Below are 12386 nucleotides of genomic sequence, written 5' to 3' on the forward strand. Positions count from 1 at the left end.
GCGACGAACTTGTCGTTGCCCGACGCCTCCGGGTCGTCGATGATCCGGCGCAGCTGGGCCTGGTGGGCCGGCAGGGCCCCGGATTCCTCCGGGGCCCTGACCACGTGGTTAGCAGCCGAGGCGCGGGCGCTGCGTTGCGTTGCGCTGTCGGCAGCGTTGCGCGGCAACACTGGGGAGTGGTGGTCCCCGGCGGCTTCCTGACCAGCCGCAACGGTGTCGCAGCGGGACGAGTCGGGGTCCGCAACGGGGCTGGGGCGCCGGTCGTGGTCTGCAACACCGCGTTGTTCCTCCATCCTGGTCTCCCGCCGGGCACGAGCTCGACGGACCGTCAACTTCCGTTGCCCCGATGCGGGTTGCGTGAATGGAGAGAGCGTGGACCGTCCTCTGTTGTCGCCGAGATCGACGCTGGTGATCCTGCTCGCCGTCCTCGCCGGGATCGCGGCGGGGGTTCTGACGACGCTCGCCGGCGAGGGCACCGCGCGCAGTGTGCTGGCCGGTCTGGCGGCTGGTGGGCTGGCCGTGCCGTTCTTCAATCACCTCGTCGGCACCGAGGAGCCCGCGGCCCGGCCGCGTACTCCCGCCGGGACCGACGGGGGTGAGCACCGTGGGTGAGCTCAGGCCGCTCGGGGACGACCTCAGCAACCCGTCCCGTGCGCTGGCAGAGGCGCTGCGCGAGCTGTTCGAGGGACTTCAGGTGTCAGTACGCCGGTACGCGGCCCGACGTGAGTTGGATCCGGGTACCGTCTCGCGCTATCTGAACGGGACCCGGTTACCTCCCTGGCAGGTGATCAGCGACCTGCTCGCCGATGTCGCCGGGACGCGGGGCACGGCGGTCACCACCGAGGCCATCGAGTTCCTGCGCGGCCTGTACGGCGCGGCCGTGGACGCGGCCTCCTCCCCCAGGCACGCGCTGGAGATCCTGGAGCAGCAGCTCGCCGACGCGGACCGTGTCTCGCGGCGTTCCAGTGTCCGCGGTGACGTTCTGGGCGACGCGCTGCTGGACCGGACGGAGCGGATCGCCGATCTGGAGACGCGTCTGAATCAGCTGGAGGCCGACCGGGTGGCGGAGCAGCGGCGTGCGGATGAGCTCGCGGCGGCGCATCCGGACGTGTCCGGTCTGCTTCAGCAACGTGATGAGCTGCAGGCGGAGGTCGTCCGTCTCGGGGCGGCGCTTCGGCTGGCGCGGGCGCAGCGGGACGCGGCGGAGGGGCGCTGTGATCTGCTGGAGCGGCAGCTGGACGCGGTGGAGCAGCCGCCCGCGGCGGTGCCGCCGGGCTGCCGGCAGGTGATGCCGAAGATCCTCATCGTCGACGACCAGCCGGACAACCTGCTCGCGATGACCGCGGTCCTGGCCACGCTCGACCAGGAACTCGTCACCGTCTCCTCCGGCCGTGAGGCCCTCAAGGCGCTCCTCGACCACGACGACTTCGCGGTCATCATCATGGATGTCCAGATGCCGGAGATGGACGGCTACGAGACCTGCGCCCACATCAAACGCCGCCCCCGGACACGTGACGTGCCGATCATCTTCCTCACCGCGATGGGCGTGGACTCCGAACACTCGGCCCGCGGCTACTCCGCCGGAGCGGTCGACTACATCAGCAAGCCTTTCGACGCCTGGGCGCTACGAGCGAAGGTCGCCGTGTTCACGTCGATCTACCTCGAACGGCACGCCGTCTAGGACTATCCGGCCGATCATGCTGCTCATTAGGGTTCTGGTGTGTCGAAGACCAGCGTGAGAAACGAGACCGAGGACATGCTCTGCCTGTGGGTAGAGCCCTGGGGAACTGATTACTGGATGCGCCCCGGCGAGCAGTTCACTGTTGTGACGGAACTCGAACCCGAGGAGTCACCGTTCGACGTGGTTGTCCATGTTCAAGGCATCACGGTGTTGGTGAACTCGGCGAACGCGTCCGAGGTCGTCGACAAGAACGGGGACCCGGTGCCGTGCGGGCACCAGCGCCCCGCCGATTTGGGATGGTGATCAGTCTCAGAGCGCGCCAGGACCGCAGCCAGACGACGAGCGAGGCCGCGGTTACGGTGCCGAGGAAGAATTAGCCGCGCTTGTCGAAGCGGGTCGCGACGGCCCGGGAGTTCTTCAGCTTGTTGATGGCCCTCTCGACGGTGTCGCGCTTCTTGTACCGCTCCCCGCCGAGCCTGGCGGCTGCGGCTGTTCCTGCCGGTGAGCCCGCGTTCACCTCGCCCCATACGCAGGACAACGATCCGATCAGACGACAGCCGCATGATCGGCCGGACAGCTCCTAGGGCCTCTTGCGAATGTCCTGGTCGCGTGAGGTCTGGCGTCCATGGGGGCCTCGTTGTCAGTGGTGCTGCGCATGATCGGACCGTCAGCTTTTCGCGGAGGTAGGGAAGTGCCATGCCGATCACAAACCAGCAGGTAGCGGGCCATGCGTTCCTGCGGCAGATGTACGACGACTCGTACTTCCCTGATCACGTGGTCGACAATGGGAAGGCGATCCTGCTGCGGCTGTGCGAGCGCATCGAGGCCGAGCGGCCGTCGGACCTGGAGAGCTTGTATGCACTCACCCAGGCTGCGACGGAGGGATTCAACCTGCTGGAAGGCGAGTTCGCGGCGGCCGGCAGCGAGATCGAGACAGTGGCGCGGGAGTGCATCTGTGACGAGTTCTGCTTCGTCGCGTCGGCATACGAGTTCACGGAAGCGGATGCGGAGCAGCTGACCGCCGGCCGGGACTGGTGAGCCAGGACGGGAGGCTACCTCCGGCCAAAGCACCGTTGATGGCCGCGACGAGCACGGTCGCCTCGCATCGGACGGCGAGCTTCTCGTACAGCGTGGCGACGGCGCGGTGTCTCTTGAGGCGGTTGATCCCGCACTCGACCGCGTGGCGCTGGCGGTAGTCGGCCGGGGCGAAATGCGGCGGCCGACCGCCGCGGGAGCCGCGCTTTCGGCGGTTGCGGGCTTGGTCGGCCTTGTCCGAGTCCCCGCGCTGCCCAACCGTGACGACGATCGACAGGGTTTCTGCCCCTGCTCGACGGCCAGGTGGAGCTTGGCGGTGAACCCGCCGCGCGTCCGCCCCAGCCATGATCACGGGGCTCGGTGAAGATACCGCCCGGTGGCTCCTTCCGCAGGTCGCCCTGCTTACGGGCACCGGCCGCGTGCTGGTGGGCGCGGCAGACCGTGGAGTCGACGCTCAGGTCCCAGACAATCGCGCCGTTCGCGTCGGCCAGGGACTGGAGGCGGGTGAGGATCCGGTGCCAGGTGCCGTTGCGCTGCCATCGGCGGCGGAACGGGTCGTAGACCCGGTTCCACGGGCCGTACTCGACGGGGACGTCCCGCCACGGAACACCGGTCCGGACCCGGAACCTTGTGCCGTCGATCAGCTGCCGCCGGGGCCAGACGGGCGGCCGCCCCGCCCAGGCGCCCTTTGGCAACAGCGGCTCCAGACCTGCCCACTGCTCGTCCGTGAGGTCTCCCCGACCCATGAACCGTGATTATTCACAGCCCATGATCCGCTTTCGATACACAGCCTAGAACGCTAGGCCGGCGCGGTCGCCCGGGGCAGGTGGCGTGTTCCCGCAGCAGGGGCGTACGCCCGGAGTTCCCGTTGCCCGGGTTTGCCGCTCTGGGTGACGTTCGCTCCGGGGGAGGTGAATTCTCGCCACATTCACCGCCAAGGCAATGAGCCGAAGCCGCTACGGATGCAAGATACACGCGAAATGCTAGCCTCCTCGCCGAACACAACGAAAACACAAGGGGGAATCGCGTGAAGAAGCTGCTGCATTTCGCGTCCGCGCTGGCGGTCATGGCAGGAATCGCCGTCACCGCGACAACGCCCGCATCCGCCGCCACCGACAGGAGCGGCGAGGAACGGCTCGCCATCCCGACCAGCAGCGCGTGCCGGGCGGGCCGCACCGTCATGCAGGGCATGGTCGCGGGGCCGGGCGGCCAGCTGTACATCGTCTTCACCAAGGCCGGCGGCGCGGAGCCGGTCCTTTCCAGGTGGCTGCGCGACGGCTCGACCTGGGACGGCACCAGCTGGACCTGCGCCGGGGCGCCGACCTCCATACCGGCGCTCGGCCACGGCAACGACCTCGCCTACCACCCCGACTACCAGGGGCAGGGGCCCGCCCTGATCGCAACTCAGGGCAGCCAGTCGGCGTTCCCGAGCGACGACGTGACGATCGTCCGCCTGAACGCGTCGGGCGCCATCGGCGCGAGCGAGGTCGTCCGTCTTCCCATCGGCGACATCAGCGGCCTCTGCTACAGCGCGACGGCGGCCGGAGGCGCCGGCAAGTACGCCGCCCGCCGCGCGGGCAACCTGTGGACCCACCCCGGCGCCGGTTCGCTGACGAGCGGATGGACGCTCGTGAAGACCGATCTGACGAGTCACGACAATCGTTCCGACCAGGGAATCGACTGCTCCGAGAACTACATCTGGAACACCAAGTCCATCAACAGCTCGACTCCCGAGACCGGCTGGAATTGGGTATACCAGTACAACTGGTCCGGAGGCGACGTGGAGAGCGACATCGGTATTCCGGGGAGGAATCTCCTCGATGAGATCGAGGACATCACCCATATCGGGAGTGACTTCTTCATCGGCATCAATCGGAACGACGGGGCGGACGATTCCGTGAAGGTGTTCACCCCGTAGGCTCCCTCCCCCGCGCCGCCGGTGACGCGGCGCGGGGCGACGGCCGCCCTTCACCCGTACCGCCCTCCGGCGCGGACACGTACCACCTCGCCCTCGCCACAGGGGTCTACAGCGGCTCCGCTTCGAGGACGCGCGCATGCGTCGGCCTGGCTGCCCCCACCCCCCGCATCCGCCGGCCGGTGCGCGGCGGAAGTAAAGGGCAGAGGAGCTATACCGCGAGCCGAGGAGGTCACCATGGACGGCTCGGAGGACTCGCCGGACGGCGTCCGGCGAACCGCCCGGCGCGGCGACCGGCCGACGGAGAGCGTGTGGGACTACCCGCGCCCGCCCCGGCTGGTCGGCGACGACCGCCGCGTGACGGTGACGGTGGACGGCCGGGTCGTCGCGGACACGCGTGCCTGCCTGCGGGTCCTGGAGACCAGTCACCCGCCGACGTACTACCTGCCCCGCCGTGACGTGCGCGCGGAGTTCCTGCGTCCCCGCCCCGGCCGCACCGACTGCGAGTGGAAGGGCGCCGCGTCCTACTGGGACGTCGTCGTCGGCGGGCTCGTCGTCCCGCGTGCCGCGTGGAGCTACGAAGAACCCCTCGGTCCGTACGAGGCGCTCCGCGGCCACCTGGCCTTCTATCCGTCCGCGGTGGGATGCGCGGTCGACGGGGAGCCGGTGATAGCGCAGGAGGGCGACTTCTACGGCGGGTGGATCACCCGCGAGATCGAGGGGCCCTTCAAGGGCGCTCCCGGCACGTGGGGCTGGTGAGCCACTCGCCGCCGGCTCACCGGGGCGGGCGCGGCCGGGCCCCGGCCCCCGGGCCCTCAAGTGCATCCAGTACGGGGGTCCGGCCGGAAACACAGGACGACCGGTGCCGACGCGCGGACCGGCGGGAGCCGGAGGAGGCCGTACGGTGATCAGTGTGGAGCGGGTGCTCGTGGTGTCACGGCCCGTGGCGGAGGTCGTCGCCTACCTGGAGGACTTCGCCCGTGCCGAGGAGTGGGACCCCGGCACCGTGCGCTGCGTGCGGCTCGACGACGGGCCCGTGCGGCAGGGCGCCCGGTGGCTCAACACGTCCCGGTTCCGGGGCCGTACGACCGAGCTGCGGTACGAACTCCGCGTCCGGGAACCCTTCCACCTGGTGTTCCGCGGCGAGAACGAGACCGTGACGGCGCTGGACGACCTGCGGTTCGCCGACGAGGCGACGACGACACGGCTGACGTACCGCGCGTCGCTCACCTTCAGGGGCCTCGCACGGCTGGCCGCGCCGTTCCTGCGCGGGGAGTTCGAGCGGCTGGCCGACGGCGTGGCCGACCGCCTGCCGGAGGCGGCCGAGGCATGGCGCCCGTGATCGGGCGCCTCGGCTCCGCACGCATCTTCCCGCGTCGATGAGGACGGACCTCGACCGCTGGGAACGCGACGCGGACGTCCCCTTCGTGCGCCGCGACGGCTCCCGGACGTCCCCCGCCGACCGCCATGGTGATAGCGGCGTCGCCGTTGGCCGGTACTGCCTCTCGCAGGGCCGGTGGCGTCCGCTGGTCGCCCCACCGTCGTCACCTTGCGACGAGGAACTCCCGAGCGCCGCGGAGTCTGATGCCCAGTCGGTCCTCTGTGGCGCGGCTTTCGAGACGCACGTCCAGCGCGCCCAGCAGTCGCGTGTCCGCGCGGCTGCCGGCAGGCAGCCGGGAGAGCGGAATGCCGTCGCGGCGAGCGATGAGCACGCCCAGCGAGTAGCGGCTGAGGGCATCGGAGCCGGCGAGGTGGAAGACGCCGACCTGGTCCGAGAACGCGAGCTCCCACAGGCCGGCCGCGAGATCGGCGACGTGGACGGGGCAGCGGATGTCGTCCGTGAACAGAGCGCCCACCCGCTCGTTGGCGGCGAGCTCGTGCACCACCCGTTCATGTGCGGAACCTCCGTCGCCGATGATCAGCGAGGTACGGACGACAGCCGCGTCCGCGCACAGGAGCCGTACCGCGGTCTCACCGGCGGCCTTCGCGGCCCCGTACGGCGTGATCGGGTCGGGGGCACAGGTCTCGTCGTACCGAGTCCTGCCGATTCCGGAGAACACCGCGTCGGAGGAGACGTGCACCAGGCGGATTCCGAGCATCGCCGCGGCCATGGCGACATGCACGGAGCCGTCCGCGGTGACTGTCCAGTCCGCACCGCCGCTCGTCACGTTGATCACCACGCGAGGCGCCACCGTGGCCAGGAGCACTTCCACCTGCGCGCGATCTCGGACATCGAGCCGGTGCCAGCCGCCGACCCGAGCGACGCCGGGGCGGGAGTGGTACGAGGCGTCCGCCTCCCAGACCCGTTCCTGTGCTTGGCGCAGCAGTTCGGTTCCCAAAAACCCGCCGCCACCGATGATCAGCGTCTTCATGCCGCACACGCTAGGCGAGCTCGACGGCCCGCCCCTGCCACTTCGCTCTTCGTGGAGTGCGCTGGGCCTGCGCGCGCCCCCGTCGGCCCGCGTTGGGCCGCCTACAGGTCACGCTCCTCCGCCGAGGTCGGCTTTCGGTGTCGGCCCCGGGGCCTGCCCATCGCCGGCCGGTCCCACTCCGCCGGCTTCGCCTGCCCGGGCGGCGGCGGATACAGCAGGGCCTTGGCCGCGGCCAGGTTCTCGGCGACGCCGATCACCTGCCACTCCGTGCCCGTCCACTCCTAGATCGCCCTCGGCGCACCCGGGTCCACATGGGCCGCGCGGTGAGGACCGCCGCCGAGCGGCACCGCACGCCGCTTGCCCATGGATTCGGCCTGACGGTCGGCGCTCAGTGCGGGGTTCGCGGCATCCTCCCGAGTGTACTGGCGGTACATCCCAGCAGTGCGTACTGTCAGTTTATGCCCCTCCCCCGGTTCTACCGCCTCCCCGCCGAACGTCAGGACCTGATCCTGGCCACCGCGCGCCGCCACTTCGCCGAGCACGGAGCCGAAGGCGCCTCCTACAACAAGATCATCGAGGCGGCGGGCTTCTCGAAGACCGCCGCCTACCACTACTTCGACGGCCGGGAGGACCTGCTCTCCGCCGTACTCGACGGTGTGCTCGGGCGCCTGCTCGGCGCGCTCGGAGCCTGGAGCCCGGTCGGGGACGAGGCCGGGTTCTGGGCACGCCTCGAAGCGGGCGCCGGCGCGCTCGCCGCCCATCTGCACGAGCACCCGGACGACCTGGCCCTCGCCGACGCGGCGATCGGGCACGCGCGGGACGGTAACGAACCGTGGCTCGCGTGGTTCGACGCGATGGTCGCGAACGGCCAGCGGCTGGGAGTGATCCGCACCGACGTGGACCGAGGGCTGCTGGTGACGGTGACGGCGGCGGTCGTGAGGGCCGCCGACACTTGGGCCCTCGCCCGCATGAAGGTTTCGCAGGGTCCCGCGGGCCCGGCGGAGGGCGACGCGAGCGGGCAGTTGTGGAGCCTGCTGCGCGGGCTGTGGAGCTGGGCGGGATCCACATCCGCATCCACATCTGCATCCGCATCTCAGCCCCAATCCGAATCGGACGAGAGGAAGACCGATGCGCGCTGACGTCGAGGTCGTCTGGGACATACCCGACGCCCCACCCGGACTCGCGGGCCGCCTGGAGCGGTTCATGGGGCCCGGGAAGTCCCGCGCCGAGTCGGCGGTGGAGGCCGCGGGGCTCGTCCTGTGCGGCTCGCTCCTGGCCGTCGGGGTGGGGACCTCGGGGCTCTGGCACGCCTGGTCGGCGGCGCAATGCGCGGTCGTGGCGTTGATCGGGCTGGACCTCATCGGCGGGGTCCTCACCAACGCGACCAACGCCGCCAAGCGCTGGTACCACCGCCCGGCCCCCGGCGCCCGGCGCACCCGACTCCTCTTCGTCTCCGCGCACTTGCTCCACCTCCTCGCCATGGGCCTGGTCGTCCTCTCGGGCGACTGGCGCTGGACGCTCGGCAACGGCGCGCTGCTTCTCGCCGGCGCCGCCGTCGTGGAGTTCACCCCCCTCCAGCTCAAGCGCCCCGCTTCCATGGCGGTCCTCATGGCGGCCGTTCTGGTGAACCTCTTCTGGCTCGAAGTCCCCGCCGCCCTCGCCTGGTTCGCCCCGCTCTTCTTCCTCAAGCTCCTCGTCTGCCACCTCGTCCCCGAAGCGCCGCTGCGGAGGAAGAGGGAGCTCCATGGCTGAGCGCTCCTCGCCCTGGCACGTCGCCTCGGCGCCGGACCCCGGCGCCTGCGCCGACACCCTCGCCGCGGCCTTCTCCCACGAGCCCGCCGTCTCCTGGATCTGCGGCGGGTCACGGAACGTCCGCGCCGCATGGTTCGAGACCACGATCCGTACCCACGCCACCGTCCCCGGCGCCTCCCGCCACACCCTGACCGCCCCGGACGGCCGGACCGTCGCCGCGGCGGTCCTCACCCCGCCGCGCGCCCGCCCCACCACGCAGGCGCTGGTGTCCTGGTCGGCGCGCACGCTCCTCCGCTGCGGCCCGCCCGCCCTGGGGCGCACCTTGCGGTACTTCCGGCACACGGAATCCGCGGCCCCGCCGGACGCCTGGACCCTGGAGTTCCTCGGTGTACGGCCCGACGCCGCGGGCCGGGGCGCGGGCGGCTTCCTCCTCCGCCACCTCCTCGCGACGACACCCGCCCCGTACGGCTTCTTCCTGACCACGGCCGACCCCGCGAACGTGCCCTTCTACCGACGCTTCGGCTTCGCCGATCTGGGCTGTACGGCGCTGGGCCCCCTGCGGATCAACGCCATGGCGAGGCCCGGCACACGCTGACGCGGGCGGCGACACCGGGTGGAATCAGTCCGCGTCCGCTCGCGTCACGCGGCTGCTCGCGGAGCTCCGCGAGGGCGGCCCCCCGCTCGGCGGCGGCGGTGGACGAAGGCCATCGAGCGATCTCCTGGAGCAGGGCCCGGCGGATCGTGTAGCGCGCGACGACCGCCTTGCGGTACGCGTTCCGCACGATCTCGCGCTTCTTCGCCATCAGACCCTGCCCCCTCGCGCCCGGATCCGGGCCACAGCGGCCTCGACTCCGATCCTGTCCACGGTCCTGACCGCCCTGGCGCTCAGCGTGAGACGGACGTACCGCCCCTCACCGGCGAGCCAGTAGCGCTTGCGTTGGATGTTGGGGTCGAAGCGGCGCGATGTACGCCGGTGCGAGTGGGAGACGGCGTTGCCGAATCCCGGGTGGGATCCGGTCAGTTGGCAGCGGGCGGACACAAGGCCACCTACCTTTCTCGGGACGAGCCCGTATTGATAATGAAAACCGTTGCCATATAGTAGCGCCATGGCTCGCCTCGAACTCCGCCCGGTCTCCGAACTCCGCTCGACCACCGACACCGGCTACGCGTACGCCACATCCGCCCTGCGGGGGCGGCTCCGGGCGCCGGACAAACGGGCCCGCGCCTTGAGTAAAGCCTCTGCCACGGTCACGTATGGCGCACCCCATCCACCCCGCCCACCCCCTCCCCCAGGGAGGAGCGAAGGCCCTGAGAGGTGCAGTTCAGGGCCTCGGGCGGCGATTCACCGGAGGCGCATAGACGGGTCGACACGGCCGCGAGGGGCGGATGTCGGACGGGTTGACGGGGTGGCGACGGAGGACGACCCTCTCATTAGGTGCTTGATACAACCGGTGTCCTGTACATCGGTTTGCACTGGGCTCACCACCCCGACCGCCGCCGTCCCGTTCCGCCCCGTTCCGCACCGCCCGGCGGCCAGCCGACAGGCGGTTCGGGCGCCGGCGTCAGGACCGGCGACACCGGTACTCAGGAGGGCATGACGTGTGTGGCATAGCCGGATGGATTTCGTTCGACCGTGATCTGCGTTCCGAGCAAGAGACCGTGGACGCCATGACCGAGACGATGGTCTGCCGCGGGCCCGACGCCCGCGGGACCTGGGTGCACGGGCCCGCCGCCCTCGGTCACCGCCGCCTCGCCGTCATCGACCTGCCCGGTGGCCGCCAGCCGATGGCGGCCGAGCGGGCGGACGGGAGCCGAGCCGTCGTCGTCTACTCGGGGGAGGCGTACAACTACACCGAGCTGCGCCACGAACTCGCCTCGCGCGGGCACCGTTTCACCACCGATTCCGACACCGAAGTAGTGCTGCGCGGCTATCTGGAGTGGGGCGCGGGCGTCGCCGAGCGCCTCAACGGCATGTGCGCCTGCGCGATATGGGACGAGCGGCTCCAGCGGCTCGTCCTGATCCGCGACCGGATGGGCATCAAACCCCTCTACTACCAGCTCACTTCGGACGGTGTGCTGTTCGGCTCCGAGCCCAAGGCGATCCTCGCGCACCCCCTGGCCCCTCGGAAGGTCGGCCTCGACGGTCTCCGCGAGCTGTTCGCCTTCGTCAAGACCCCCGGCCACGCCGTCTGGGAGGGCATGCGGGAGGTCGAGCCCGGTACGGTCGTCACCGTCGACCGCGACGGATCGCGCCGGCACGTCTACTGGTCGCTGCGCACCCGCGCCCACACCGACGACCGCGACGCCTCGATCGCCCACGTCCGCGGCCTCCTCGACGACATCGTCCGCCGCCAGCTCGTCGCCGACGTGCCGCTCTGCACCCTGCTCTCCGGCGGCCTCGACTCCTCGGCCATGACCGCGATCGCCGCCCGCCAACTGGCCGAGCGGGGAGAGCGGGTGCGCAGCTTCGCGGTCGACTTCGTCGGCCGCACCGAGCACTTCGTCGCCGACGACCTGCGCGCCACCCCCGACACCCCGTACGTGCACGACGTGGCCCGCGCCTCCGGCACCGGACACCAGGACATCGTCCTCGATCCCGCGGCCCTGGCCGATCCCGAGGTGCGGACGGCGGTCATCCGGGCCCGGGACCTTCCCTCGGGGATGGGCGACATGGACACCTCGCTCTATCTGCTCTTCAAGGAGATCCGCCGGCACTCCACCGTCGCCCTCTCCGGCGAGTCCGCCGACGAGGTCTTCGGCGGCTACCAGCAGTTCTTCGACGAGGAGGCCCGCAGGGGCACCACCTTCCCCTGGCTCGTACGGCACCAGGAGCACTTCGGTGACGACATCGATGTCATCGACCCCGCCGTCACCGCCGCCCTCGACCTCGACTCCTACGTCGCGGACAGCTACCACACGGCGGCCGGGGAGGTCGAACGGCTGGACGGCGAGAGCGACTTCGAGTTCCGGATGCGCACCGTCTCCTATCTGCACCTGACGCGGTTCGTGCGGATCCTGCTCGACCGCAAGGACCGTGCGAGCATGGCCGTCGGGCTGGAGGTGCGGGTCCCCTTCTGCGACCACCGGCTGGTCGAGTACGTCTACAACGCGCCCTGGTCCCTCAAGTCCTTCGACGGGAGGGAGAAGAGCCTGCTGCGCGAGGCCACCGCCGACGTCCTGCCCCGCTCGGTGTACGACCGGGTCAAGAGCCCCTATCCGTCGACCCAGGACCCGCTGTACGCGGTCGCGCTCCAGGAACAGGCGAAGGAACTGCTGGCCCGGCCCTCGCACCCGGTCTTCGGCCTGGTCGACGCCGCCCGGCTCAGGAAGGCCGCCGAACACGACGCCCCGCGCATCACCCAGGCATCCCGGCGCGGTCTTGAGCGGGCGCTGGACCTGGCGGTGTGGATGGACCTCTACGAGCCGGTCATCGAGCTCGACTGAGCTGCGGGCGGGGCCGCCCGGTAGCTCGACTGAGCTGCGGGCGGGGCCGCCCGGTAGCTCGACTGAGCTGCGGGCGGGGCCGCCCGGTAGCTCGGCTGAGCTACGGGCGGGGCCGCCGGGCCGGTCGGGCCGCCGGGCCGGTCGGGCCGCCGGGCCGGGTCGAGCCCGACCGGGCCCGGGGCTAAGG

13 protein-coding genes and 4 pseudogenes are annotated in these 12386 nt (G+C 70.9%); 11 read left to right on the top strand and 6 right to left on the bottom strand.

The genetic code is table 11. The features are described 5' to 3' along the window. Positions 1-372: 372 nt before the first annotated feature. From AB0C99_RS12700 to AB0C99_RS12710, 3 genes are read left to right on the top strand one after another with little or no spacing between them, the layout of a single operon-like run. On the top strand, positions 373-612 hold the full coding sequence (locus AB0C99_RS12700) for a hypothetical protein (protein ID WP_362473555.1): 240 nt from the start codon (positions 373-375) through the stop codon (positions 610-612). Then, entirely contained in the window at positions 605-1681 is a 1077-nt protein-coding gene (locus AB0C99_RS12705) for a response regulator (protein WP_362473558.1), read from the top strand. Before AB0C99_RS12700 ends, AB0C99_RS12705 begins: the two co-directional genes overlap by 8 nt. A gap of 39 nt (positions 1682-1720) precedes the next feature. Next, on the top strand, positions 1721-1984 hold the full coding sequence (locus AB0C99_RS12710; protein ID WP_362473561.1) for a hypothetical protein: 264 nt from the start codon (positions 1721-1723) through the stop codon (positions 1982-1984). Between the two features lie 70 nt (positions 1985-2054). Here the strand turns inward: AB0C99_RS12710 and AB0C99_RS12715 are convergent. Next, a pseudogene (locus AB0C99_RS12715) lies at positions 2055-2141 on the bottom strand (IS5/IS1182 family transposase); the annotation flags it as partial. 236 nt (positions 2142-2377) lie between these two features. Between AB0C99_RS12715 and AB0C99_RS12720 the strand changes: the two are divergent. Continuing rightward, positions 2378-2719 carry a DUF5713 family protein gene (locus AB0C99_RS12720; RefSeq protein ID WP_362473564.1) on the top strand — a complete coding sequence of 114 codons (342 nt, stop codon included), beginning with the start codon at positions 2378-2380 and terminating at the stop codon, positions 2717-2719. Here the strand turns inward: AB0C99_RS12720 and AB0C99_RS12725 are convergent. Beyond that, positions 2673-3462: pseudogene (locus AB0C99_RS12725) on the bottom strand (IS5 family transposase). The gene AB0C99_RS12720 and the pseudogene AB0C99_RS12725 sit on opposite strands and share 47 nt — an antisense overlap. 281 nt (positions 3463-3743) lie before the next feature. Here AB0C99_RS12725 and AB0C99_RS12730 point away from each other — a divergent pair. The 3 genes from AB0C99_RS12730 to AB0C99_RS12740 all read left to right on the top strand — a co-directional run bounded on the left by AB0C99_RS12730 (position 3744) and on the right by AB0C99_RS12740 (position 5973). Continuing rightward, positions 3744-4634, top strand: a complete 891-nt coding sequence (locus AB0C99_RS12730) for a hypothetical protein (RefSeq protein WP_362473567.1) — start codon at positions 3744-3746, stop codon at positions 4632-4634. A 234-nt stretch (positions 4635-4868) separates the two neighbouring features. Then, on the top strand, positions 4869-5390 hold the full coding sequence (locus tag AB0C99_RS12735; RefSeq protein ID WP_362473570.1) for a DUF427 domain-containing protein: 522 nt from the start codon (positions 4869-4871) through the stop codon (positions 5388-5390). 145 nt (positions 5391-5535) lie between these two features. Further along, a complete protein-coding gene (locus tag AB0C99_RS12740) occupies positions 5536-5973 on the top strand; it encodes an SRPBCC family protein (RefSeq protein WP_362473573.1) in 438 nt (145 codons plus the stop codon). A gap of 202 nt (positions 5974-6175) precedes the next feature. Here the strand turns inward: AB0C99_RS12740 and AB0C99_RS12745 are convergent, their stop codons facing one another. Further along, positions 6176-7003: a sugar nucleotide-binding protein gene (locus AB0C99_RS12745; RefSeq protein ID WP_362473576.1), complete on the bottom strand. Its 828-nt coding sequence runs from the start codon at positions 7001-7003 to the stop codon at positions 6176-6178. Positions 7004-7104: 101 nt separating this feature from the next. Beyond that, positions 7105-7437, bottom strand: a pseudogene (locus AB0C99_RS12750) (DUF6087 family protein). A gap of 24 nt (positions 7438-7461) precedes the next feature. Here AB0C99_RS12750 and AB0C99_RS12755 point away from each other — a divergent pair. Genes AB0C99_RS12755 through AB0C99_RS12765 form a run of 3 tightly spaced genes read left to right on the top strand, consistent with a single transcriptional unit; the run spans position 7462 to position 9350 of the window. Continuing rightward, positions 7462-8142, top strand: coding sequence for a TetR/AcrR family transcriptional regulator (locus tag AB0C99_RS12755; protein WP_362473579.1), 681 nt, complete (start codon positions 7462-7464; stop codon positions 8140-8142). Further along, positions 8132-8755, top strand: a complete 624-nt coding sequence (locus AB0C99_RS12760; protein WP_362473582.1) for a hypothetical protein — start codon at positions 8132-8134, stop codon at positions 8753-8755. Before AB0C99_RS12755 ends, AB0C99_RS12760 begins: the two co-directional genes overlap by 11 nt. After that, on the top strand, positions 8748-9350 hold the full coding sequence (locus AB0C99_RS12765; protein WP_362473585.1) for a GNAT family N-acetyltransferase: 603 nt from the start codon (positions 8748-8750) through the stop codon (positions 9348-9350). Before AB0C99_RS12760 ends, AB0C99_RS12765 begins: the two co-directional genes overlap by 8 nt. A gap of 37 nt (positions 9351-9387) precedes the next feature. Here the strand turns inward: AB0C99_RS12765 and AB0C99_RS12770 are convergent. Together AB0C99_RS12770 and rpmB are read right to left on the bottom strand one after the other, a co-directional pair. After that, a pseudogene (locus AB0C99_RS12770) lies at positions 9388-9558 on the bottom strand (30S ribosomal protein S14); the annotation flags it as partial. Then, complete coding sequence (gene rpmB / locus AB0C99_RS12775) at positions 9558-9794, bottom strand: 50S ribosomal protein L28 (RefSeq protein ID WP_362473588.1); 237 nt, start codon at positions 9792-9794, stop codon at positions 9558-9560. The pseudogene AB0C99_RS12770 and the gene rpmB, both read right to left, overlap by 1 nt. 560 nt (positions 9795-10354) lie before the next feature. Between rpmB and asnB the strand changes: the two genes are divergently transcribed. Further along, entirely contained in the window at positions 10355-12199 is a 1845-nt protein-coding gene (asnB, locus tag AB0C99_RS12780) for an asparagine synthase (glutamine-hydrolyzing) (protein WP_362473591.1), read from the top strand. Positions 12200-12386 lie beyond the last annotated feature (187 nt).

The sequence above is a fragment of the Streptomyces sp. NPDC048659 genome, assembly GCF_040650575.1.
GTDB lineage: Bacteria > Actinomycetota > Actinomycetes > Streptomycetales > Streptomycetaceae > Streptomyces.